Below are 24,065 nucleotides of genomic sequence, written 5' to 3'. Positions count from 1 at the left end.
TATCAGCACATATTCCGCGCCTTAGTCAGTGAAAATCTCTACTTGGAAACAAAGCCTTGGCCTGTTCTCGCGGATGCATCGCCATCCGTCGGCGGGGATGTGGGGTTTCATCATTGACGGTTTCAGGCAGCCCCACCACATCATAGTCGGGATGGCCGAGTAATGAGAGAGAGTCCGAGACATCCTCAACATTGTCAGCAACAAGATGTGTCACGATACCTTCGCGCTGGAGCTTGCCTCTGATGCGCAACAGGCGTCCAGCGATAATGGCCCGGCGGAATTTCTCGTAGATTTTGGGCCAAACCACAACATTACAAACCCCGGTTTCATCTTCAAGGGTCAGGAAAATCACCCCCGACGCCGTGCCAGGGCGCTGTCTCGTAATGACCAGACCACACACGCTGATGCGCTGCAACGGCGTTGTCATCAATTGCGCATGGGGCAAAATATCAGGCCATTTCGGCCGCAAAATCTCCATTGGATGCGCCTTAAGGCTTAAACGCATGGCCACATAATCCTCTACCACCTCTTCGCCCAGATGCATGGGCGGTAGAGTGACAGAGGGTTCATAAATCCCCTCCCCGTCAATAGGATTGGCAAACAGGGGCAAAGGCGCTTCCCCTTGAATGGCTGTGACTTGCCACAACGCATCGCGGCGACTGATCTGCATGGACAAGAACGCATCCGCTTCTGCAAGCCGTTCCAAAATATTGGGACCGATACCAGCTCTTCGCCACAAGCTCTCGGGGTCAGGATAACCATTATGGCGTGCCGCCACGATCCAGTTGGCATCCTCTTCCCGAAAGCCCTTAATCTGCCGAAATCCCAACCGAAGTGCTAAAGCACCATCGCCCCGCAATTCGAGCGTATTATCCCATTCGCTATTATTCACACACACTGGGCGCACTTCGATCCCGTGATCACGGGCATCCCGCACGATCTGGGCTGGCGCATAAAACCCCATGGGTTGCGAATTCAACAAAGCACATGCAAAAGCCGCCGGGTGGTGTCGCTTGAGAAAAGCCGAGGCATAAGCCAGCAACGCAAAACTGGCAGCATGACTTTCAGGAAAGCCATACTCGCCAAACCCCTCAATTTGCGAAAAACAGCGTTGCGCAAATTCGGGCGCATATCCCCTATCCAGCATGCCGGTGATAAACTTGTCCCGAAAGCTCGAGATCGTCCCCATGCGCTTGAATGTAGCCAGTGATCGGCGCAACCGGTCTGCGTCTCCTGCAGAAAACCCGGCGGCGACAATGGCAATCTGCATCGCCTGTTCCTGAAACAGCGGCACGCCAAGCGTTTTGCCCAACACCTCTTCAAGTTCTCCCGAGGGAAAGCTGATCTCTTCTTCACCATTCCGGCGCCGGATATAGGGGTGCACCATATCGCCCTGAATGGGGCCGGGGCGGATAATGGCGACTTCAATCACCAGATCGTAGAATTTGCGCGGTTTCATGCGCGGCAGAAAATTCATCTGCGCCCGGCTTTCCACCTGAAACACCCCCACGGCATCAGCCACGCATAACATCGCATAAGTCGCCTGATCATCAGGAGGAATGTTTGCAAGCGACCAGGTTCGGTGCTCATGGCGCTCCACAAGATCAAAGCATTTGCGAAGGCAGGTCAGCATGCCCAATGAGAGCACATCAACCTTCAATATGCCCAATGTGTCGATATCGTCCTTATCCCATTCGATCACAGTGCGGTCTTCCATGGCCGCGTTCTCGATTGGACACAGCTCATCCAGCCGGCCTTTGGTAATGATAAAACCGCCGACATGCTGCGAAAGATGGCGCGGAAAGCCAATGATTTGCCCGATCAGGTCAAGCGTGAGCAGCAGTCGCTTGTCCTCCAGATTTATGCCGGTTTCTTTCAGCTGGCCTGCGTCCAGACTATTGGATGAGCCCCACATGCGGCTGGTTAAAGCCGCCAGCACATCCTGACTGATCCCCATAACCTTGCCGACTTCGCGAATAGCCGCTTTGGCGCGAAAGTGAATAACCGTGGCACACAGCCCCGCACGATGGCGGCCATATTTTTGATAAATATGCTGGATGACCTCTTCGCGGCGCTCATGCTCGAAATCGACATCGATATCGGGCGGCTCCCCCCGCGCTTCCGAGATAAACCGTTCGAACACCATCGAAATGACCTCGGGAGGCACCTCGGTAATGCCCAGAACATAACAGATCACCGAATTGGCAGCCGAACCCCGTCCCTGACACAAAATGTCTTGTGAACGGGCAAACTCTACAATGTCATGCACAGTCAGAAAATAAGCGGCAAAACCCATTTTCTGGATCAGATCCAGCTCCTTTGCGATCTTGGCAAGCGTGTCCGGCGTCGCACCTTGAGGATAGCGGCGCGTCAGCCCGCGCCAGACCAGCCGTTCCAGTCGGGCTTGCGGCGCCTCCCCATCGGAAATTTCATCGGGATATTCATAAGACAGTTCGCTCAGGTCAAACATACAGCGCCTGGCAATATCCAGTGTCCGGCGCAAGGCCCCGGGATAATCGCGGAATAAACGCGCCATATCCGCATAGCCTTTCAAGCGCCGCTCTGAATTCAACAACGCATAGGTGCCAATATCGTCAATCCGCAAGCCCAGCCGCAGGCAGGTTAAAACATCAGCCAACTGCCGCCGCTTGGAGACATGCATAAGCACATCGCCCAAAGCCACCATGGGGATGCCCGCCCGCCGTCCCAACATGGCCAATTGCTTAAAACGCCTCTGGTCACACCCATCATAATTGGGCGCTGCCCCCAAAAAACTCATCCCCGGGAAATGCCGGACGATATAATGTAATTCAGATAGAATACTCTCCGGGAGAACGAGGTCTGGTTTTGGCAGGGCAATCAGCACCATGCCACGGCCCCATTCGACCAAGTCATTCTTGTATAATGTGCATTTCCCTTTCGTGCTGCGCCGCTTTCCCAAAGTCAGTAATCGCGTTAGCCGCGTATAGGCTTGGCGATCGGTCGGAAGCGCCAGCCATTCAACCGGACTGTTTGCAAGCACCAGGCGCGCGCCGACGATCAAACGCGGCAGCTCAATCTCGATATTGCGCTCCTGTGCCTCGCGCGCCATTTCCTTTCTGGCGGCAAAGGCCCGCACCACGCCTGCCAATGAATTGACGTCGGTTATGGCAATGGCCTTCAACCCCAACTCAGCGGCTTTGCTCATATATTCTTCCGGATGCGAGGCACCGGTCAAAAAGGTAAAATTCGTGGTGACACATAATTCCGCATAACTATTCCCTACCGTTTCGGGGGCTAGAAAATGGCTTTCGCGCGGCTTTGGAAGTTTCGCTTCCAAACGCGGATAGAGATGTGGCGAAGAATCCGGCATCAGGCGAATTCCCCATGCACGAACCATGTTGAAATGTGGCTTGCTGCAACCTGCGGGGTATGGAAAAGCCACAAGCGTCGCCCCTCATGGGTTTGAACCCGCCAATAATCACGCAAGCCCGAACGCCAGTCAGGGTCATCCAGCCACCATTCAGGCTGGATGCGCTCTGGCCCTTCAGCCCCCACAACCTTGAGCCGCACATTACGCCAGCGAAAGGCCTTGGGCGGTTCCGCGCCATGTGCGGCGATTGGCTCTGGGGCAAAAATAATGAGAGGGCGCTGGTTTGATACCGGCCAATGATGGGCAGGTTCACTATAAGCAGCTGCCACAACCGTAAAACTCTTCTCCGGAATGTGGCTTTGAACCGGCAAAAATCGCTGCACCTGATCAAATCCAACCCGGTTGCCAATTCTGGAAATCAGGTCAGCTAATGCTGCGCTTTCCTTTTCCTTTTTATCGAGATGACTTTTTTGGGTAAAACTGAGCGGTTCGGTTTCAATGGCTTCCAGCCACACCCGTTCAATCCCGAACCCCGCATTCATGGTATCCACCGCACGTGAAAACAAACGCGTCATACGCTCCGGATCGCGCATGGCGCGCGCCAGGCCGATTTCAGCAACCTCATGAGTACTGTCGACCCGTTGCGCCGTCAGGCGCAGTCGCCGGGCGCCCTTGTGTGCGGCTTCAAGCCTTTTACAGATTTGCTGCATCAGTTTTCCGGCAATGCCTAAAACATCATCAGTAAGTCCGATCGGTTCTGGCAAATTGATGCGCGCCGCAAAACGCAACTCGGTGCGTTGTTGTCTGACCGGCTCCATGGCATGCCCCCAAGCGAGATCAAGCTGGGTCAGCAAGGTTTTGCCAAAACGGCGCGACAGTGTGGCACGAGGGATCTGTTGCAAATCATGGATAGTGGAAAGTCCCAGGCGCCGTAGAGTGTTACTGGTTTTGGCATCAATTCTGAGGGCCGCGACCGGCAATTTTGCGAGGGCCGGAGAAGTGTCGGATGATTCAATGACTATTCCAGTTTGCCGGTCGCCATAATTTTTATGCGTCTCAGATGCGAACCGCGCCACAGCCCAGGCTGCACCAACCGTGTCAGCAAGCCCCAGCCGTGCCGATAAGCCTGCCCGGCCCAACCGGGAAAGCAGGTCACACACCAGTTCCTCTTCACCACCAAACAAATGAGCCGCCCCTGTAATATCAAGCAGCAATCCATTCGCGTCATCACACGATACGACTGGGCAATAGCGCTCGGCCCAACGCATCAGGGCATTGAGAAATTTATGATCACTCAAAGGATCAGCCAGATCACTGACCAGGTCGGCACAAAGCGTACGAGCATCCGTGAAGCTCATCTCCCGTCTTAATCCGGCCCGCTCCGCTCGTTCGTTCAGGCAATAAATGCGTTGTACATTCTTCTCGAAATGCGTGAGCACAAACGGCCTTTCAACTGGCCGCCGCCTGAGATAGCGATCTGTCGCCAGCCTTGGAAAGACAATCGATATGACGCGTTGTTTCATTCCAACGAACCATCCAGCTTCCAATTGTTCCTGTTTTGTTCTTATTACATGTCCACTGGAATAAAGTCGAATCCAATTGCGCAGTCACCTGCGCCCTCGCCGCCTGACAATACCATCGCGTCTCTGCCGCGTTTGAGCCCATACCTTCGGGCACGATAAACAAGCCAAGCGACTTGCCCACCTCAGCAGCAAGCTGAAGCCTGCGGCCTGCCGTCAATGAAATTTCCTTTGTGATATGCGCGATCACCACCGGGACACATCCCGAGCGCAAAGCCTCTTCTGCAATCCATAAAATGTCATCTTGCGATGTGCCGCGTACGCTCAGCACCCGCGCCATATCCACGAAGCGACCTGCCCCAAAAGGATAAATCTGATCCCGCTCATGCAGGGCATCGACAAACATTACCGCCCCGGCAACACGTGCTGCCATCGCCAATGCAAATGGCAAAGCGGCGGGCCCACATACTTCGTGGGCCCGGCAGTTTTTAAGGGCCGGAAACTGGGTCGATAAAGACATCATCACCATAAGAACAAAGAACGAACATAAGATCCGCCCGTTTTATAAGTCAAGGCGAATATGTGGACGCGCGGATGTATGGCTTCACAAACCCCGTAGCTGTTCAGACGTCTTCAGCAAAGCCTGACAGTACTGCATCAATCTCGGCCATTGTGCTCTCACTGAGAGGGCCCTTCTCATTGGCACCCAGATTGTCACGCACCTGCGCTTCATTCTTGAAACCGGGAACAGGCAAGGCAAGACCCGAGCGGGCAAGGATCCAGCCGAGTGCCCCTTGCGCCAAAGTGCGGCCATCTGACTGAAGCAGATCACGCAACGCACCGAGGCGCTTGAGATAAGCCGCATCGGGCTTTCCATCCCTGAAAAACCGCAGCCATGGAAAAGCCTGCGCCCTCACATCATCAGTGGAAAGCCGGGTGTCAGCTGCATACTTGCCGGTGAGCAACCCCATGGCGAGAGGCAGACGGGAAATCGAAATCTTGCCTTTGCGTTGCGCGAACGCCATCAGCTCAGTCGCCGGGGTGAAAACATTGTAATCATTCTCGAAGGCGACAAAATGCGGATAATCAGCCGCAGACTGGGCCTGGGGAATAAAATCGGTACTCCAGCCATAGGCAGCAAGCTTGCCCTCTTGCACCAGCTCTTCAAGCGTATCGAATACCTGGGGCGCAAGATCTGGATCCATGGTATTGAGATGCAGCAGCGCAAGATCGATCCGGTCACGCTTGAGGCGCTTCCGGCTGCCATCCAGCGAGGCGCGGATATGGGCCGGATCAACGTTTTCAGGACCATTGCGATTGTTCTCAACATCAACCTCATAGCCGAACTTCGTAACAATCACTGCATCGTCATAACGCGAGATCTCCTCGCCGATAAGGATCTCGGAATGGCCGGCACCATAACCGATAGCCGTATCAAAAACCCGCGCGCCAAGCTCATAGCCAAGCCGAAGCGCCGCGCGGGATGTAGCATCGTCCACCGCGCCATAGGATGTTGAAGGACCATCACTGCTGGTCGTGCCGCCAATCGCCCAGCAACCAAGCCCCACCCGCGGCACAGACTTGCCAGTCCAGATCGTCATGGTTGAAGTCATAATATATATCCCTTCCAGCAATTGGCTCTATCTCACCCGATCGAATGATCTTTGGCCGCACTTGAGCACAAGCGCGCAGCTTTGCCAGCCAACATGGCTGTAATAGGGCTTTCATTATTGAAATAGCGATGAGCTGGGGCGCTCTAACAACATTTACAAGCACGGCCCGAAGCGCGGGCCGTGCTGATCAGGCAAAATAAACATCAGTCCTGAACACTAAAGAGTTTCAAGTTCCAGCATATCGGTCTTGCCGGTCTCGATATATTCGCGCAGGCTACCTTGGATCAGGGCAGTCCAGGCATCCGAACAGGTATCATAGCACTCCACCGCCGGCTTGAGCCCAACATGCGTGAACTTCACCTCGGTCTTGCCAGCCTTGGTTTCGATATCAAACGTCATGGTGGTACCCGTCCACTCATTCTTGTCTTCGATGAAGTTGAGTTGGCCTTCAAGTACAAACCAGGCCACGCGCTTGCCGGGCACAAACTCTGTCACTTCCTGCCTGGAGTAGTGCATGTCGTGGTAACGATAGGCAAAAACATCGCCAAGCTTGCCGGGCACACCCTCATGTGCACCACTCCACCATGCGCGCGGCTTACAGATCGCCGCAAAGACCACATCAGGACCTGCGTCGACAACAAAAGAAGTGGTGAAATCTTTCACTTCAGTCATGATCATTATCCTCTAAATGTATTGATTACAGATACCGGTATTGCGTCTAGCCGGCCGGCATTCTCTCGTGAATTTTCAACGACTGGTCGATCGCATCCCAGGCATGGCCGCGATAGCTATAGGTAAGTGCCTGTGGACTGAACTGACCCGGATCATCCAGACTGGTTGCATGTATCGCGATCAGATCCGGCATCGCAGCGAAAGCGAGATAGACTGGCGTTCCACAATTGGGACAAAAGGCGTGGATCTTTTCGTTTCCGGTATCTCCCGCAACCCGCCATGTCGATGCCTCACCTGTAATGTGCATCTGATGCCGGTTTGCAAAAGTCAGATAGGAGCCGTGGCCTGTGCCACTGCGCTTCTGACAGTCCAGACACTGGCAATGGTTCTGGAAAACCGGTTCGCTATTCGTTTCATATCGGATCGCGCCACACGCGCATCCACCCTTGTAGCTCCTGGGCATGGCCTTATCCTTTTAAGGGGCTGAAAGGTCGTCGATCAGGCCGTCTTGGGCTTGGCGAATATGTCGAGCCCACGGCCGGTTTCGAGGAAAGACTTCAAGCTGGAAAGAACAGTTGGCCAACCCTTGCTGACACCGTTGGCCATGCCACTGCCAGCGATCAAATCGTCATGGCTGACGGTTAGCCGAACCATGTCGTCATATTCCACGATTTCGAATGTCACGCGGCTATAGGCACTCGGGTCATCGGCTTGCGACGCATTGGCCCAGGTCATCACCAGGCGTGACGGTGGCGTAATTTCAACGACTTCACCAACAAGCTCGACCGTCCGCTCGTCATTGGTCCGCACATGTTCCCATTTCGAGCCGGGCGTCCATTCAGAAACGTTCTCGTGTCCCCAATAGCGGCGGGCAAGTTCCGGCCTGGTTATTGCCTCGAACACCTTTTGCGGCGATGCAGCAATATAAGTCACATAAACAAAACTGGTTTTTTCTTCAGGCACGATCACTCTCCTTCGAGTTCGCTCTTCAAGTCATGCAACAATTTGAGCCGCTGGCTTTCAAATTTCCGCACCCAGCGCTCATAGATATCCTGGAGCGGGACTGGATTGAGAAAATGCAACTTCTCCCGACCGCGCTTCACGGTGCTGATCAGGTTCGCATCCTCCAGAATCCCCAGATGCTGCGTCGCTGATTGCCGTGCCATTTCCAGATGCTCGCAAAGCTGCCCCAGGGTCTGGCCATTTTGCTCGTAAAGCAGATCGAGCAGTTTTCGACGGCTCGGATCCGCCAGCGCTTTGAAGACCTTGTCAAAATCCATTGCTATCTCTCATTCGTCACTAAATAAGCAGGCATTTACCTGCATGTCAAGATTTAAAGAAAGCCGCACCCCACCAAAGGCTGGTATCAACCGCAGTGAAGCTGAGCGAGTGCCCGCGGGAAGCCGCCGCTTAAGCAGGCGAACGCAAAATGACAGCCACACCGGAATCAAGATTTCGAACGGCAATTTGGACTTCTCCACCAAGCCGGCATACACAAAACTCACAACCTTTACCGTCCGATCGAACTGGTGGCTGACCGACCATTCGAAAGCCTATGGAATTAAATCAGTCACAAATCTGACAATTTACCACTCAGACGGATTGACAGAAGATCACAACACACGCTTTAGTTCCATATCAGAACAAATTAAATTCGGGTTTTGAATGCAACTGACCAACAACGCTCAACTATGGCCGCTGGTGGATGCCGTTCCGGCATCAGTGTCACCCACATGGTCGTTTCCGGCCATTGCGCCGGCGGCATGGCAAAGCGTTTCCTGTTCAGGCCTCGACGCTCAGGGACAGTTCAGCCCCAACCTCGGCTGCTTCCTGGCACAACTTAACGGCATGAACATCCTGATTGATGCAGGGATCGGCCCGGGCCCAAACCAGTATCTGGGCGGCCTCACCGGGAACTTGCCTGCCAGACTGGCCGAGATCGGGGTCAGTGAGAAAAACATCGACCTGGTTGTCTTCACACACCTGCATATGGATCACATTGGCTGGGCAGGCAGCCCCGGCGATTCAAGATTTCCTAACGCCCCTTATGTCGCCCCCGAACGCGACGCGGCGTTCTTCGCTCAGGGCGCACCAGGCATGGGTGAACATCATCGCGCCGCATATGCGGCCACCATGGCTCCCCTGATCGCGGCCGGACGAGTCGATCTTCTTCCCGACGGCGCCGAGATTGCGCCCGGGATCAAATATCTGGCCACACCGGGGCATACACCCGGGCACCAATCAGTGTTGATCAACACCGGCTCTATGACATTGGCCGTTACCGGCGACGTCTTTCACTGCCCGGCGCAAATCGAACAGCCAGATTGGTCACACAGGGCCGACCACGACCCGGCCCTTGCCCGCAAGAGCCGACATGAATTTCTGAAACGTGCCGTCGACGAGAACTGGATTCTGGCGGCGGGTCACTTCCGGGCACAGCTACAATTTGGCCGTGCCGCACCCCATGGCGAGGGGTTGCGGTTCATTCCCGAACAAACGCCACAACGATAAACCAGCCACAAAAAAACAGTGGCACCTGATAGCGAAATTGGAGACTAAAACATGATCCGTAGACTCTCTCAAACTATCGCAGCAACTGCGCTTGGCGCATTGATATTTGGCAGTTCAGCATCAGCTGTCGAGATTGAATACTGGCAATACTATTTTGCTGAACGTGTCGATGCAATCGACCAACTCATCGAGAAGTTCGAGGCGGAAAACCCCGACATCACAGTCAAGCATACGCATTTTCCCTATGCACAATACCGCACCAAGGTCGCCGCTGCCGTACCCGCAGGCGAAGGCCCCGATGTGATGCAGTTTTATTATGGCTGGCTACCGGATTATCTCAAGGCAGGTCTCGTCCAACCACTGTCAACAACCACATTCTCTCCTTCGGCAATTGAAGAAACGTTTTTCCCGATCGTTGAGCGCATGAAAGTGAATGACGCCTATATGGGCCTGCCCACCGCTGTGCGTTCGCTGGCCATGTTCTACAACAAGGATCTGTTCAAGAAAGCCGGGCTCGACCCTGAAACGCCGCCAGCGACATACGCGGATCTGGTAAAGGCGGCCACCGCCATTGCTGAACACGATGATGCAGGCAATCTTCTGGTCGCCGGAATCACGGCAACCCCAGTATCACAGGACGCGCATTGGTGGCGTGAAGTTCTCATCCGTCAGTTTGGTGGACAGCCCTATTCGGATGACGGCACCCAGGTAGCTTATAACACCCCCGAAGGTGCAGAAGCCCTGCATGCCTATACTGATATGTTCATGACCCACAAGGCGACCGACTATGGCTTCATGAACGAATCCCAGGCCTCTTTTGCGGCACAACGCGCAGGCATTTTGATCGATGGCTCGTTCCGGATCGGTGCAGTTCAAAAGATGGAAGGCCTTGATTGGGGGGTAGCCCCTCTGCCCTCACATGATGGCATCACGTCAAACTATGCGTCTTACTGGGTTAATGGCATTTCGGCAGCAGTCGAAGGCGAAAAGCTTGAAGCTGCCGAAAAATTCCTCGCCTTTCTGACGACCGATGAATCCATGCAGCTTTGGCTCGACGTGGTTGGCGAATTGCCGGCCAAGCCGGCCGTCGCCCTGACGGAGAGCAATGCCAACGACCCGATCTACGGCCCATTCATTGCCGGCCTTGAGACGGCCCAGACAACAAGCTTCGTCAACGAAAGCGAACAGCGCAAGATCTGGCTCGACATGATCGACCGGATCAATATCGGTGGGGTCTCGGTAGAGGATTCCCTGGCAGCAGCAGCTGAAGAAGAGCAGAAATTGCTCGACAGCTTCTACGCTGAATAAAATCAAGCCGGCGGCGGCCAGGTCGCCGCCGGACCACCAGGAGAAGCTCAAATGCTATTGCGCGACAACATGACGATCAGCCAGAAACGCGCAGCCACCGCATGGTTATTTCTGCTAGTGCCAGTAATATTTTTCATGGTGGTACGGTTCTGGCCAACGCTGCAATCAGCGTGGATTTCGCTGACTGAAGGTCCCCTCATGGGGCCGCGGGAATTTGTGGGAATAGACAATTATACCCGCATGTTCGCCGATCCCGAGTTTTGGACGGTGTTTATAAACACGTTTGAGTATCTGGCGATCGGCTTACCCGTCAGCTTGTTTTTGTCATTCGTTGTCGCTTATTTTCTGGATCAGGTACGCCTCATGCACGGTTTCATCAGGGCACTCTATTTCGTGCCCTATTTGACCACGGCAGTGGCGATGGCATGGGTCTGGCGCTGGTTCTACGAGCCGGTGCCGATCGGTCTCTTCAACCAAATTCTGTCAACGGTCGGCTTGCCGCAGCAACCATTCCTTCGTTCGATGGCTCAGGCACTCCCCTCCGTCCTCGCACCGGCAATCTGGGCCGGCCTTGGATTTCAGGTCATCATCTTTCTCGCGGGTCTGCGCGCAATTCCCGACACCTATTATGAGGCGGCGCGCATTGACGGTGTTGGGCGCTGGACGATCCTTTGGGAAATCACGTTGCCCCTGTTGAAGCCAACCCTGCTGTTCCTTGTGGTCGTGTCGTCCATCGGCTTCCTGCGCATCTTCGACCAGGTCTACAACATGACAGTTGATGGGCAAGGCGGGCCGCTGAATGCAACGCGCCCCTTGGTCTTGAACATCTACAACTCAGCCTTTGTGGATTACGAAATGGGCTACGCCACAGCGCAAACCATGGTGCTTTTCATCGTGCTCCTCGCCATAACCGTGGCGCAACTCCGTCTTCTGAGGTCAAAATGACCGCGACAACCAAACAGTTCCGCGCCATTCGTCCGGGCCGCATATTTGTATGGACACTTCTGGCATTGGGCGGCATCGCCATGATTACGCCATTCGTGTTCATGATCTCCACCTCGCTCAAGACCCCTGATCAGGTCTACGACCTCCGCTTCATCCCTGCCATGCCCACGCTCCGAAACTACGTCGAGCTCTTCGAGGATGGGCGTTTCAGCGCTTGGTTCATCAATTCTCTGGTCACCTCCACCCTGGTCACTTTGTCGGTACTCTTCTTCGACAGCCTCGTGGGTTACACACTATCAAAGTACCGCTTTCGCGGCCGCAACCTGGTGTTCATCGCCATCCTTTCTACCTTGATGATCCCCACCGAGATGCTGGTTATCCCGTGGTATGTAATGAGTTCCCATTTCGGTTGGCTCGACAGCTATTGGGGCATTATGTTCCCCGGACTGATCACAGGCTTCGGTGTATTCCTGATGCGTCAGTTCTTCGGTACGGTTCCCGACGAATTGATCGACGCCGCCCGGATAGATGGATTGTCTGAATTCCGCATCTGGTGGGAAATCGCTTTGCCGCTGGTAGCTCCCGCCTTGTCGGCACTGGCAATCTTCACATTCCTTGGCAATTGGACAGCGTTCCTTTGGCCGCTCATCGTAACCTCTGACCGCGACCTGTTCACCGTGCCGGTGGGCCTGTCATCATTCGCCAGCGAAAATCTGACGCGCTGGGAAATGGTAATGACAGGTGCGGCGGTATCGACAATCCCGACATTGATCGTATTCATCATCTTCCAGAAATACATCATCCGCGGCGTTGTATTGTCAGGATTAAAGGGCTGATATGAAGACCCCATCCGAAACCGATCACAGCCATTTTCCGGATCCGACCTACGCAAGAACGGTTCTGGCACCGCTTTATGACCATGCGAAAGCCCTTTTCGGCGAACCGCTGATGCGGATAAACCGGGCACATTGCGTCATGTTGGCAGAAACGGCTGTACTGCCCGAAGCCGACGCGGCGCGCATTGCTGCGGCCCTGAACGAGATTGAAAGCAGCACAATTTGGGAGCCGTCTGAATATACCGGCGATCACGAAGATCTCTTTTTTGAGGTCGAAGCTGCCTTGAAACAAATTCTTGGCTCAGAACTGGGCGGCTCTCTGCATACGGCACGCAGTCGAAATGATCTGGACCATGCAATTCTGCGCATCCAGCTAAAATCTGTGCTCGACGAATTTCTCAAAAAGGGCCGTGCATTAGCACGTACCATGCTCGACGCGGCCCAAGCCGGCAGGGACGAAATCATCGTCGCCTATACCCACGGACAACCAGCTCAACCATCAACCTATGGGCATTATATTTCAGCTGCGCTGGAAACCCTGCTACGCGACCTTGAACGACTGGAAGCGGCCCGAATAGTGGTCGACCAATCCCCCATGGGAGCTGCGGCAATCACAACCACCGGCTTCGCAATTGACAGGCATCGCGTCGCCGAACTCATCGGATTTGCTGGCCCTACGCGAAACTCCTACGCTTCCATCGCTGGCGTGGACTATATCACAGCACCCTATTCTGCCTTGTCACTGGCCATGTTGCACCTGGGCAGGCTAATTCAGGATTTCCAGTACTGGACTGCTTTCGAAGTTGGCCAACTCTATGTGAATAACGCTTTGGTGCAGATCAGTTCGATCATGCCGCAGAAGCGTAACCCGGTGCCAATCGAACACATGCGCCATCTTGCTTCCACAGCATCTGGCCAGGCCACCACAGTGGTGCAAACGATGCACAACACCCCATTCACCGATATGAATGACAGTGAATCCGAAGTCCAGATAACCGGCACCAGGGCCTTCCACACCGCGGGTCGCGTGGTTGACCTTATGGCGGCATTTCTGGACGGGGCGCAGGTGCAGCCAGACAATGTACGCCGGAATATAGATCGTGCGTGCATCACCATTACCGAACTGGCTGATACTTTGGTGCGCGCCGAGAAGTTATCTTTCCGCCAGGCTCATGAAGTCGCAACAGCGGTAGCGCGGGCGGTGGTCGCAGAAAATGGCGCACTAAGCTACGGTTACGCAGCTTTTCAAGAAGCCTTCTCCCGCCACACAGGAAAAGAACCGTCTCTGAATCAGGAGGCATTCCGCGCGGCCGTCAGCCCTGAACATTTTGTTGCCGTGCGGAGCCGTTTCGGTGGCCCTGCACCCGAGGCAATGGAAGAGGCATTGAGCGCTTATAGCGAGACGCTGCAGTCACTGGAAGACAGAGCTGCAGCAAACCACAAGCGGCACCTGACCGCCGCGAAATTACTGCAAGAACGATTTGATGCGCTACGTGCGTTGGCAGAAGAGGAGTAGACTGTGGCGAATGTTGCGATCAAAAAACTGGTAAAGCGATATGGCGATGTCGAGGTTCTCCACGGCATTGACCTGGACATTGCTGATGGTGAATTCGTTGTTCTCGTCGGCCCATCAGGGTGCGGAAAATCAACTACTCTCAGAATGTTGGCTGGCCTCGAAGAGATCTCAGACGGCGAGATCTCCATCGGCGGCAAGGTCGTTAACAATCTGGAACCAAAAGCGCGAAACATTGCGATGGTATTCCAGAATTACGCGATATATCCGCATATGAGCGTCTATAAAAACATAGGCTTTGGTTTGAGGACATCGACGCTCGACAAGCCTGCCAAAGACCGACGCATTCGCGAAACGGCAGAAATGCTGGACTTGACACAGCTTTTGGAAAGACGCCCCTCGCAACTTTCCGGCGGACAACGACAGCGGGTTGCTATCGGGCGTGCCATGGTGCGTGATCCGGCGGTATTCCTGTTCGATGAACCGTTATCCAATCTCGACGCGCAGTTGCGTGCCCAGATGCGGCTGGAAGTCAAACGTCTGCATCAGCGTCTAAAATCAACCATCGTCTTCGTCACCCACGATCAGGTCGAGGCAATGACGCTGGCAGACAGGATCGCCATCATGCGCGATGGCAGGATCGAACAACTCGGCACACCGGATGAGCTTTACCGGAAACCTGCAAATACTTTTGTTGCCCAGTTTGTTGGAAGCCCGTCAATGAACCTCGTTCCCGGCCAACTGGACGCGGAGGGAAATCTTACATTCGAGGGAACTGAGCATGCCAGCATCGTATTGCCCGGCCGGGCCCGCGCCGGCGCAGTGACGGTGGGCATTCGCCCGCCGGAGCTGGAAATAGCTGGCCAGGACCAGAAAGGATTGATTCTGGAGGGGCACGTAGAGATTGTAGAACGTCTGGGTCATGAAGCGCTCGTTTATTTGACCGCCGGGTCTCAATCCCTGATCGCGCAAACGGATGGGCTTACCAAACTGGCACCCGGCGATTCTGTGCGGGTTACCGCGCGGCCTGATACGCTGCACCTTTTCGATCCATCGTCGGGCCTCGCCTTGTGACAAGCATGAGCACCAGTAATAGCGGCCGGACAAATGCGGCAGACACTAGCGTACAAAGCGGAACATTCGGAATGAACCGGCACCTGACACAACTCACGGCGGCCTCACACAGCAGGCGCGCGGCCCTGCGCGTTATCTTGCGCGAAATTGTTCGGTGTGGCGCTATCTCTCGTGCAGAACTTGCGCGCCGAACAGGCCTGTCCAAGCAAACCACCTCAGAAGTAATGCGGGACCTGCTCGAGGGCAACTGGGTTCTCGAGGTCGGGCAGCAAAAGGGAAATATCGGACGCAGCCCCACCAATTATAAGTTGAATGGCAAACGCGCTTACGTTTGGGGCGGGGATCTGGGGGGCACCAAGCTGCGGATTGCCATTGCAGACCTGTCGGGCGAAATCGTAGCTGAAGCGATCGAGCCGACGGTTCGTGACGGTGGGGAGGCTGTTATCGCCCAAATTTCCCGCCTTACACAATCTCTGGCGCGCGGTCAGCAGTTACCGTTCAATCAGATCTCCTGCGGCGCTTTGGGCGTGCCGGGTTCCTATGATCGGCAAAGTGGCCGGCTGAGCCTTGTGTCCAACATTGGCGGGCTGGACGATTTGAATTTTGAGCGTGCGCTGGGCGACGAAATGGGAATGCGGGTCTTTGTCGAGAACGACGTAACCCTGGCCGCTAAAGGTGAAATTTGGCGCGGCAATCCACGTTCAACCGGCAGCTTTGCCTTTCTCGCAATGGGCACTGGTGTTGGCCTCGGCCTCGTTTCCGACGGTGCTATTGTCCGTGGCGCACATGGTGCTGCCGGTGAAATTGCGTGGCTCCCAGTCTCAGGCGACCCCTTTGATAGCCGCAACCATCGTGCGGGCACGTTGGAAAACGCCATCTCTAGCCAGGCAATTCTCGAACGTTATCACGCAGCAAGCGGCAATGCCGGCGTATCGATGATCGAACTTTTTGAGCGTCTGGCGGCCAATGAGCCTGCTGCCCGTTGGGTACTTGGAGAAACAGCACGATCCCTGGCTGTCGCCATCGTTGCCATTCGGGCAATTTTCGACCCCGAGGTGGTGGTCTTTGGCGGGGGCATCGGCACAAGACCTGAGCTGATTGAACTTGTGCGAGAAGCTCTGGCGGGTTGCATGCCCGACCCGCTGCCGATCGAGGCAAGCCGCCTCGGCGCACGCGCCGGGCAACTGGGCGCCATCGCCATGGCGATAGACCATTTCCACGAAACATTGTTCAGTGATTTGGCTGTAAGCAGCGCAGATTAAATCTTACCTGTCGAAAATGCTAAAATCACAGAGCAACACGGTGCTTTGCATAGCTACAAATAACCAAGACACCGCGCCACTGGTAGCCACGACAACATGCACTTACGCCTCACCTGCAATCCTGCCATCCTCGAGATTGCGCAAGACGCACCGGCGTTTCGAAACGATCCTGCCCAGATAAATACCAACCGCTGCGTGCTCTTTTGTCATCGTCAGTGCGACAGCCAAGGAAAGCATCAGCTTATCCGGCCCACGCCGTCTACACCATTCTTATCGGCGCAATCTTGTTCGGCTATTTCCTGGCCATTACCCAGACACCCCAGAAACTCACCTTTTCATGGTGGATCTTGGCCTGGGGCCTACGGCACGTTGGCGCTGATAATGGTGCTGTTTGTAATCATGGGATGTTTCCTTGAACGCCATCAATAAAATGAGGCCCGATTAGATCATGGTTTCGAGGATCAGGTGCCGGTACTGGTCTGCTGTGAGCGGAACCGGATTGGTTGCATGGCTGTGATCCGCCAGAGCCCGCTCAATAATATAATCAATATGCTGCTCGGTCACACCCAGCGTGCGAAGCCCTTTGGGGATAGCAAGACGTTCATTCAGGTCGGCAAGAGCGCGCGGCAGCGCCCCGTTCTCGAGACCCAAGGCTTCTTCAATCCGTTCCATTTTTTCAAGCGCTGCATCACGATTAAGACGCATAACGCCGGGCAGGAGAATGGCGTTAAGGGTGCCGTGATGCAATTGCAGTGCGCCCAATCCCCCCATAGCATGGGACAGCGCATGAATGGCACCGAGGCCCTTCTGAAAGGTCAAACCACCCTGAAGCGACCCCATCATCAGCTCGGTGCGGGCTTTCAGGTCGGCACCATTATTGTAAGCCGTTTCGACATTGTTCCATATCCGCACAGCACCATCGAGCGCTATCGCATCGGCTGGCGGATTATATCGCGGCGATAAATAGGTCTCAAGGCAATGAGACAGCGCATCAAGCGCTGTTGCGGCCGTCAATGACTGCGGCATGGCAACGGTGAATTCAGGGTCGCAAATAGCACATTTAGGGATTAGGTGCGGGCTTACAAAGCCCAGCTTTCGCCCGTCATCGAGCGTGATGAGCGCTGCCCGGCCCACTTCTGCCCCCGTACCAGCGGTAGTGGGAATGGCAATGACAGGAGCCACTTTGTCGGTGATCGCCTGCAATCCACCCTCAATGAGCGCATAAGTCGCCAGCGAACCGCCATGCGTCGCCATCAGCGCAACGCCTTTCGCCAGATCAATCGGCGACCCGCCGCCAATCGCCAAAAGACCATCACACTGATTGGCGGCGTAAACTTGGGCGGCAGCTTGCGTCGCGGCCTCCGTCGGGTTGGTGGGCACATCAAGAAAGACCGGTCCGTCAGCCGCAATCTGTCTCATCACCTTGTCAAGCAGACCTGCAGCCTTGATGCCGTGATCACTGATGATCAGAGGACGCCTGATTTCCAGACGTGCAAGATGCTTTTGAAGCTCGCCAACACTGCCAGCGCCAAACTCGATTTCCGTGAGATATGTGATTAACGACATAACGGGCCTCTGGTTGGAGTAATTCGGCTTGCTGGCGGCATGTCGCTTTCAGAGAAAGTCTCAAATGCCGCCAGTCAGGTGTTAGCGGAACAGCATCGCTGGAGCAGTATTCACTCCAGTGAGCAAAGCACTATAGCGCCTTAATCGAAGCCATTTTGACGGTTTCTTCCACGCGCCGTGTCCCATTGATCAGCGGACGACCAAACTCAGGGATATCGATCTCAAAAACGTCGCCATCTTTGGTCACAACCCCGTCAGCGAATGACGCGACCGATGTACCGAGAAACTGAACATGCACATCGCCAGGATTGAGGAACTGGTTGTACTTGAAGTGATGATATTCAAGGTTGGCGATCGAGTGGGACATGTTGTCTTCCCCGGTCGGGAACGGCTTTTCCCAGATCACTTCGCCATCACGCCGGATACGCGCGGTCCCTTCAACGTTAGACGGCAAATCGCCGACGCGCAGTTCAGGACCGTAAGAGCAACACCGCAACTTTGAGTGTGCCAGATACAGATAGTTCTTCTTTTCCATGACATGGTCAGTCGCTTCGTTGCCAATCGCAAAACCCACGCGATAGGGCACTGCATCGTCACCGATCACATACAGCCCCACAACCTCGGGCTCCTCGCCTTCATCATCTGCAAAGCTGGGAACCGGCAGGTCGGCGCCTGGACGCGCGATGATCGAACCATCCCCTTTGTAAAACCATTCTGGCTGAACGCCCGGGCCACCATTGTCCGGCTTGCCACCCTCAACGCCCCATTTGAACATCTTCATTGTATCATTGAGCTCAGCCTCATCGGCATCGGCCGTGGATTCGTGCATTTTGCTGCGCGAGGCGGCACTACCGATATGCGTAAGGCCGGTACCGGCGATGATGCAATGCGCGGTATCCGGATGATCGAGCGGCGCGAGCACGCGGCCTGCCTCGATAAGCGCGTCATAATCATGGATCTCACCAGTACCAAGGACTGCAACGCGATCCACAATCTTTTGCTTGTGGCGGATTGCGTCAAGCGCCAGGTCGCGCGTTGACGCGACATCGTTGATCTGCGCGATGCCATCGGGCGATACAACACCCACCGCACGCTTGCCATTAGTGGTTTCGAACTGAATTAGACGCATTTTTACTCCTGTCGTCTTCAAAGTTAGGGGCCGGACCCTGCCCGGCCCCTATTGGGTTTATTTGGCGGCGGCCATATCAGCACGCGCCTGTTCGACCAGATCGACGCCGATCGTTTCTGAGAATTCAGCCACGACCGGAGCCACTGCATCGCGCAGCTTGGCCATTTCTTCTTCAGAGAGACGCGTTACTTCCATACCTTCTTCCTGCAGCAAGCCTGTCAGACGGTCGGCGTCATCGCGTGAAAGGGAGCGTTGGTATTCAGCAGACTCCTGGGCAGCTTCCAGAACGAGTTGCTGATCTTGCTCGGACAAACCATCGAACCAGCGCTTGCTCGCCAGCAGCACGTAAGGCGTATAAACATGCCCGGTCAGCGCGAGATGGTCCTGCACTTCATAGAACTTCGAAGCATAGATCAGCCCCACAGGGGTTTCCTGTGCATCAACGGTATGGCTTTCCAGCGCATTGTAGAGCTCTGGATAAGGCAACGGCACAGGATTGGTGCCAACCGCTTCAAACGTGCTGATAAACAAAGGGTTCGGAATCACGCGGATTTTAAGGCCAGCCATATCTTCAACCGTGTTGATAGGCCGGATCGCGTTGGTCATGTGACGGAAGCCATTGTCCCAATAGGCAAGGCCGACAAGCCCCATATCGTCGAGCTTGGCGAAAAGTGCATCGCCCACAGCACCGTCCATCACCGCATCAACAGCGTTGAAGTCAGCGTAAAAGAACGGCAGATCAAAGATCAGGAATTCCGGGATAGTGCCAACAAGGTTGGAGGTCGGGCCGACCATGACGTCAAGAAATCCACCTTGCAGCGAGGACTGCATCTGTGGCTCGTTACCCAGAACGCCATTGCCAAAAGTCTGGATGGTAACGCGGCCTTCGGTCTTTTCAGCAACCAGTTCAGCGAACCGGATCGACCCCTGCCCGACCGGATGCGCTTCGATGGGCACATATCCCAACTTGGCTTCCTGGGCTGATGCGGCCGAAGCGACACCAAGGATGGTGCTCACGGCCAATGCGGCCAAAAGTTTCTTCATAAATATTCTCCTCCGTTGGGTTGATAGGTCTAGTTGAACAAGGATGCGGGCACAGTGACGATGGCTGGGAACAGCACGAGCAAAACCAGCACCAGGATTTCGGCGAGCAGGAACGGCAATACGCCCTTCACAGCCTGATCCATGCTGATACGGCTGACACCGCAAACGGTATTGAGAACAGCGCCAACGGGGGGCGTAATCATGCCCACCGCTGCTGTCATGATGAACATCACGCCGAAATAGATCGGGTCGATGCCTGCCGCCTTTATGATCGGCAACAGCACCGGAACCAGAATTGTAATTGCCGGCGTAAAATCGAGCACCATCCCGATAGCGAAGACAGTGAGCACGATCACCGCCATCAAGAGAATGGGCGACCCCATGAAAGGACTCAAAACCGACATGAGCTGCGCGGGCAAGCTGGCGATGGTGATCAGAAAGGCAGTCACCATGGATGCAGCGACAAGGATCATGATCACGGCGGTCATGCGACCAGCGTTCAAAATGGCGTAATAAAGCGCCTTTGGCGTCATCTCGCGATAAATCAGAAGACTGATCGCAAGCGCATAGACTGCGGCAACCACGCCGGCTTCCGTTGGCGTGAAGATACCAAAACGCAGACCACCAATGATGATCAAGGGCAGAAACAGCGCCCAGATAGCCTCGCGAAAAGCCTTACGGACCTCGCGACTGGACTGCTTGGGTAGAACAGTCACGTTATCGCGGCGGGAAATGAACCACCACGCAATGACCAGGCTCGATGCCATAAGCAAACCGGGCACGATGCCAGCCATGAACAGGCGAACGATGGATATATTGGCTGTAACGCCCAGCACCACGAAACCTACGGAAGGCGGAATAATCGGCGCGATAATACCAGTTGCCGCCATGAGACCTGCCGACCGGCCCACCTGATAACCAGCCTCGCGCATAAGGGGAATAAGCATCACAGCGAGGGTCGCCGTGTCAGCGATTGCGGAACCAGAAAGGCTTGCCAGCAGCAGACCGGTACCAATGACCACATAGCCGAGGCCACCCCGGAAATGACCAAAAAGCGCCAAGGCGACATTGACGATGCGCCGTGACAGCCCACCCGCGTTCATGAACTCGCCAGCGAGCAGGAAAAAGGGAATAGCCATCAAAGGGTAGCTATCCGCGCCATCGATAAGCTTTTGTGCCATGATCTGGGCATCGAGATTGCCCATAAGCAACATCATGGCGATGGCACAGACCAACAGCGAAAAAGCTATAGGCACGCCAATGCCAATGGCGCCGAAAAGCGAAACCAGAAAAACAACTGCCGTCACGACCGGTTCTCCTGGATATCGGTAGTTTCGTCCGCAAACCGGTCCTTGCCCGACCATGTGGGTGGCAGATCGCCGCGCAGGGACCGCCAAAGGTTAACTAGAAGGACCAATGCCATACATCCGGAAGCAACCAGTCCCGCTGCATACATCGTGCCTACGGAAATTCCTGAAATGGGGGCTTTGTTTTTCCAGTTCAGCAGCGTCTGCACCCAACTGCCCTGCCAGATAAGCCAGCAACACCAGAGCATCAGACCGTGACTGACAAGAAAGCACAGAATGCGGAGCGGACGCGGCAGACGCGCCACGAGCGAGTCGACACTCATGTGCATGCCTTGCGCCAAGGCAATGATCGACCCGAGGAAAACGATCCAGACAAATATGAGACGCGATACTTCGACGGAGAAGGGTATGCCGGAATTGAAACCGTAACGCAGCACGACGTTCCAGAAGACCATCAGGCCCATAACGCTCATGCCTAAAACGACAAGAACTTCGAAAAGCTTGAAAAGCCACTCGAGCGGTTTCGGCATAACTTTCCCCCCGGGGGCTCAAACACCCCTCTCTTTTTCACAGTCACGAATCTAGCCAGTGCGGAGTTCTCGGTATAATGAAGAGTCCCGATATCGGTATAACAATATGGAATACCCATGATACCCAGCCTGGAATCTATAGCTACGCGCCTTCGGCTACGTCATTTCCGGCTACTGATAGCGATAGATGAACACGGTTCGTTGCTAAAGGCTGCTGAAAGCGTCGCAATTAGTCAGCCCGGCGCAACGAAAGCGCTACAGGAAGTGGAAGAAGCGGTCGGCGCTGCCCTGTTCGTCCGGACAAACCGGGGCCTCAGACCAAACGAACTTGGCCATTGCATCATCAGATATGCACGTTTGATCTACCAGGATTTAGCGCACCTTCGCGAAGAAATGGAAGGGATTCTTGATGGTCACGGGGGCAGACTCGCAGTGGGCACAATCATGGGCGCTGTGCCGCTTTTGACTGATCATTTGACGCAACTGCTGGAATTGCAGCCTGCAATGCGCATTGAACTGGTTGAAGACACCAGCGCGCATCTGCTCGATTTGCTCGATAGCGGCCGTATCGAAATCGCCATTTGCAGAACGAGTGTGAGCGCTAGGCCCGAAGCCTATTTGGCCAGCCGTATCTGGGAAGAACAATTGGCGATTGTCGCCAACGCAGGCCACCCTCTGACTGGCAAACAAGCGCGGCTTGGCGACCTGGCCTCAAGCACGTGGATTGTCTATGCCGCCAACATGCCGATGCGGCGCTATCTTGAACAGGAATTCCAGACCCAGGGACTAAGATTCCCCACCGAACTGATAGAAACGACGTCCGCCTTTGCAACATTATCGCTGCTGCAGCGAAATCCGGATTTCGTAGCCCTTCTGTCTACCGAAGTCGCTCAGGTTCTCAGCCGCACCCAAACCACCACGATATTGTCCGTTGATCTTCCTGCCAGAAGCGAACCCTATTATCTCGTTCAGCGACGGGACCGCAGCCTGTCGCCTGCAGCGCGCCTGCTCAGCCAGCAACTGATAGACCTGCCCCGAAATACGAGCCAGATATCGCGCCCGCCACAAAACATCTAGTCTGCCCGAAAAGATTGCCTAGGCAATCATGCCACGCAGATAACGTCCCGGAATAGTGTCGGCCCGCCCGAGGTCTGCAACAATACTCATATGGTTTGCACCCTCGACGACCTGATGCGATGCGCGACACCCCTCTTCCTGCATTCTTTGCCTCAAGGCTGTTGCCTGCTGATGGAAAGGAGAGGTCTCCGCTTCTCCCACCATCAGGGTCATCGCCGCCGACCCGTCACTAGCCAGATTCAACGGTGAAAACTGGGTGATCTCGTCATCAGTAAACTTCAGGTCAGGCTGGAGAAAAGACTGCCGCAAAGGAGAAAGATCATAGATGCCGCTCAAAGCGAGAACGTCACTGGGGCGCACAGGACTATCTTCCGTCAGAAGAAAATAGCTCAAATGGCCGCCTGCGGAATGGCCGGACACCGTAAATTTTCCCGGGTCGCCCCCAAACGCGCTGGCCCGCTCGACAAGCCAATTGGCGCACTGCCGGACCTGCCGGACAACAGCATCCATACGCACCCGAGGCATGAGGTCATAATTCATGATCGCGGCAATGCCGCCCGCCGCACAAACAGTCTCCGCGACGAACGAAAAGTCAGACTTGTCAAACATCCGCCAGTATCCACCATGGATAAAAAGGTGGATGGGCGCGGCGGGCGCTGCATCTTCCGGAAAGAAAAGATCCACGCGAGCGCCCTCTTCCTCTCCATAGGCAAGATTGAGCGAATGACGCAGAGACGCGCGGGCATGATGGCTTCGGGCCTGATAATCGGCCACATAGCCATCAAAATCAGCCACATGATCGCGAG

24 protein-coding genes and 1 pseudogene are annotated in these 24,065 nt (G+C 55.0%); 10 read left to right on the top strand and 15 right to left on the bottom strand.

The genetic code is table 11. The annotated features are described in order from the left end of the window. Nucleotides 1-25: 25 nt before the first annotated feature. The 8 genes from L1P08_RS01840 to L1P08_RS01805 all read right to left on the bottom strand — a co-directional run bounded on the left by L1P08_RS01840 (nucleotide 26) and on the right by L1P08_RS01805 (nucleotide 8,437). On the bottom strand, nucleotides 26-3,352 hold the full coding sequence (locus L1P08_RS01840; protein ID WP_438268430.1) for an error-prone DNA polymerase: 3,327 nt from the start codon (nucleotides 3,350-3,352) through the stop codon (nucleotides 26-28). Next, nucleotides 3,352-4,875 carry a Y-family DNA polymerase gene (locus tag L1P08_RS01835; RefSeq protein ID WP_303618311.1) on the bottom strand — a complete coding sequence of 508 codons (1,524 nt, stop codon included), beginning with the start codon at nucleotides 4,873-4,875 and terminating at the stop codon, nucleotides 3,352-3,354. Before L1P08_RS01835 ends, L1P08_RS01840 begins: the two co-directional genes overlap by 1 nt. Beyond that, nucleotides 4,802-5,278 (bottom strand): ImuA family protein, encoded by a 477-nt coding sequence (locus L1P08_RS01830; protein ID WP_303618310.1) that lies wholly within the window; start codon nucleotides 5,276-5,278, stop codon nucleotides 4,802-4,804. The genes L1P08_RS01835 and L1P08_RS01830 overlap by 74 nt, the downstream gene beginning before the upstream one ends. A 217-nt stretch (nucleotides 5,279-5,495) precedes the next feature. Continuing rightward, nucleotides 5,496-6,485 carry an aldo/keto reductase gene (locus L1P08_RS01825; RefSeq protein WP_303618309.1) on the bottom strand — a complete coding sequence of 330 codons (990 nt, stop codon included), beginning with the start codon at nucleotides 6,483-6,485 and terminating at the stop codon, nucleotides 5,496-5,498. Nucleotides 6,486-6,701: 216 nt separating this feature from the next. Further along, on the bottom strand, nucleotides 6,702-7,157 hold the full coding sequence (locus L1P08_RS01820) for an SRPBCC family protein (RefSeq protein WP_303618308.1): 456 nt from the start codon (nucleotides 7,155-7,157) through the stop codon (nucleotides 6,702-6,704). A 46-nt stretch (nucleotides 7,158-7,203) separates the two neighbouring features. Further along, nucleotides 7,204-7,620, bottom strand: a complete 417-nt coding sequence (locus L1P08_RS01815; RefSeq protein ID WP_303618307.1) for a GFA family protein — start codon at nucleotides 7,618-7,620, stop codon at nucleotides 7,204-7,206. Nucleotides 7,621-7,655: 35 nt separating this feature from the next. Next, nucleotides 7,656-8,120, bottom strand: a complete 465-nt coding sequence (locus L1P08_RS01810) for an SRPBCC family protein (RefSeq protein WP_303618306.1) — start codon at nucleotides 8,118-8,120, stop codon at nucleotides 7,656-7,658. Between the two features lie 2 nt (nucleotides 8,121-8,122). Continuing rightward, complete coding sequence (locus L1P08_RS01805) at nucleotides 8,123-8,437, bottom strand: ArsR/SmtB family transcription factor (protein WP_303618305.1); 315 nt, start codon at nucleotides 8,435-8,437, stop codon at nucleotides 8,123-8,125. A gap of 43 nt (nucleotides 8,438-8,480) precedes the next feature. Here L1P08_RS01805 and L1P08_RS01800 point away from each other — a divergent pair, with 43 nt between their 5' ends. From L1P08_RS01800 to L1P08_RS01765, 9 genes and pseudogenes are all read left to right on the top strand, one after another. After that, complete coding sequence (locus L1P08_RS01800; RefSeq protein ID WP_303618304.1) at nucleotides 8,481-8,822, top strand: hypothetical protein; 342 nt, start codon at nucleotides 8,481-8,483, stop codon at nucleotides 8,820-8,822. Continuing rightward, nucleotides 8,823-9,668 (top strand): MBL fold metallo-hydrolase, encoded by an 846-nt coding sequence (locus L1P08_RS01795; protein WP_303618303.1) that lies wholly within the window; start codon nucleotides 8,823-8,825, stop codon nucleotides 9,666-9,668. A gap of 51 nt (nucleotides 9,669-9,719) precedes the next feature. After that, nucleotides 9,720-10,976, top strand: a complete 1,257-nt coding sequence (locus tag L1P08_RS01790; protein WP_303618302.1) for a sugar ABC transporter substrate-binding protein — start codon at nucleotides 9,720-9,722, stop codon at nucleotides 10,974-10,976. Nucleotides 10,977-11,027: 51 nt separating this feature from the next. After that, complete coding sequence (locus L1P08_RS01785; RefSeq protein WP_438268429.1) at nucleotides 11,028-11,921, top strand: carbohydrate ABC transporter permease; 894 nt, start codon at nucleotides 11,028-11,030, stop codon at nucleotides 11,919-11,921. Next, a complete protein-coding gene (locus tag L1P08_RS01780; protein ID WP_303618301.1) occupies nucleotides 11,918-12,757 on the top strand; it encodes a carbohydrate ABC transporter permease in 840 nt (279 codons plus the stop codon). Before L1P08_RS01785 ends, L1P08_RS01780 begins: the two co-directional genes overlap by 4 nt. Nucleotide 12,758: 1 nt before the next feature. Beyond that, nucleotides 12,759-14,273 (top strand): argininosuccinate lyase, encoded by a 1,515-nt coding sequence (argH, locus tag L1P08_RS01775; protein WP_368077119.1) that lies wholly within the window; start codon nucleotides 12,759-12,761, stop codon nucleotides 14,271-14,273. Between the two features lie 3 nt (nucleotides 14,274-14,276). Then, entirely contained in the window at nucleotides 14,277-15,344 is a 1,068-nt protein-coding gene (locus tag L1P08_RS01770) for an ABC transporter ATP-binding protein (protein ID WP_303618300.1), read from the top strand. Between the two features lie 5 nt (nucleotides 15,345-15,349). Further along, nucleotides 15,350-15,538: pseudogene (locus tag L1P08_RS16380) on the top strand (hypothetical protein); the annotation flags it as partial. A gap of 30 nt (nucleotides 15,539-15,568) precedes the next feature. After that, nucleotides 15,569-16,606, top strand: coding sequence for an ROK family protein (locus L1P08_RS01765; RefSeq protein WP_303618299.1), 1,038 nt, complete (start codon nucleotides 15,569-15,571; stop codon nucleotides 16,604-16,606). Nucleotides 16,607-16,708: 102 nt separating this feature from the next. Here the strand turns inward: L1P08_RS01765 and L1P08_RS01760 are convergent, their stop codons facing one another. From L1P08_RS01760 to L1P08_RS01735, 6 genes are all read right to left on the bottom strand, one after another. Next, nucleotides 16,709-16,843: a hypothetical protein gene (locus L1P08_RS01760; RefSeq protein WP_303618298.1), complete on the bottom strand. Its 135-nt coding sequence runs from the start codon at nucleotides 16,841-16,843 to the stop codon at nucleotides 16,709-16,711. A gap of 204 nt (nucleotides 16,844-17,047) precedes the next feature. After that, nucleotides 17,048-18,172, bottom strand: coding sequence for a 4-hydroxybutyrate dehydrogenase (gene gbd / locus L1P08_RS01755; protein WP_303618297.1), 1,125 nt, complete (start codon nucleotides 18,170-18,172; stop codon nucleotides 17,048-17,050). A gap of 130 nt (nucleotides 18,173-18,302) precedes the next feature. Next, nucleotides 18,303-19,301, bottom strand: coding sequence for an AraD1 family protein (gene araD1 / locus L1P08_RS01750; RefSeq protein ID WP_438268447.1), 999 nt, complete (start codon nucleotides 19,299-19,301; stop codon nucleotides 18,303-18,305). Nucleotides 19,302-19,358: 57 nt separating this feature from the next. Beyond that, nucleotides 19,359-20,345, bottom strand: coding sequence for a TRAP transporter substrate-binding protein (locus L1P08_RS01745; RefSeq protein WP_303618295.1), 987 nt, complete (start codon nucleotides 20,343-20,345; stop codon nucleotides 19,359-19,361). Between the two features lie 29 nt (nucleotides 20,346-20,374). Then, the gene (locus L1P08_RS01740; protein WP_303618294.1) at nucleotides 20,375-21,652 is read right to left on the bottom strand and encodes a TRAP transporter large permease; all 1,278 of its coding nucleotides are present in this window, start codon (nucleotides 21,650-21,652) and stop codon (nucleotides 20,375-20,377) included. Beyond that, nucleotides 21,649-22,182: a TRAP transporter small permease gene (locus L1P08_RS01735; protein ID WP_303618293.1), complete on the bottom strand. Its 534-nt coding sequence runs from the start codon at nucleotides 22,180-22,182 to the stop codon at nucleotides 21,649-21,651. Before L1P08_RS01735 ends, L1P08_RS01740 begins: the two co-directional genes overlap by 4 nt. A 117-nt stretch (nucleotides 22,183-22,299) precedes the next feature. Here L1P08_RS01735 and L1P08_RS01730 point away from each other — a divergent pair, with 117 nt between their 5' ends. Next, entirely contained in the window at nucleotides 22,300-23,259 is a 960-nt protein-coding gene (locus L1P08_RS01730; protein ID WP_303618292.1) for a LysR family transcriptional regulator, read from the top strand. 18 nt (nucleotides 23,260-23,277) lie between these two features. On the opposite strand, the gene L1P08_RS01725 is transcribed toward L1P08_RS01730, so the two are convergent. After that, a complete protein-coding gene (locus L1P08_RS01725) occupies nucleotides 23,278-24,054 on the bottom strand; it encodes an alpha/beta hydrolase (RefSeq protein ID WP_303618291.1) in 777 nt (258 codons plus the stop codon). Nucleotides 24,055-24,065: the final 11 nt, after the last annotated feature.

The sequence above is a fragment of the Mariluticola halotolerans genome, assembly GCF_021611515.1.
GTDB classification, from domain to species: domain Bacteria; phylum Pseudomonadota; class Alphaproteobacteria; order Rhizobiales; family Devosiaceae; genus Mariluticola; species Mariluticola halotolerans.
The sequence above is the reverse complement of the archived record's forward strand: the minus strand, read 5'-3'. Positions and strand labels throughout refer to the sequence as shown.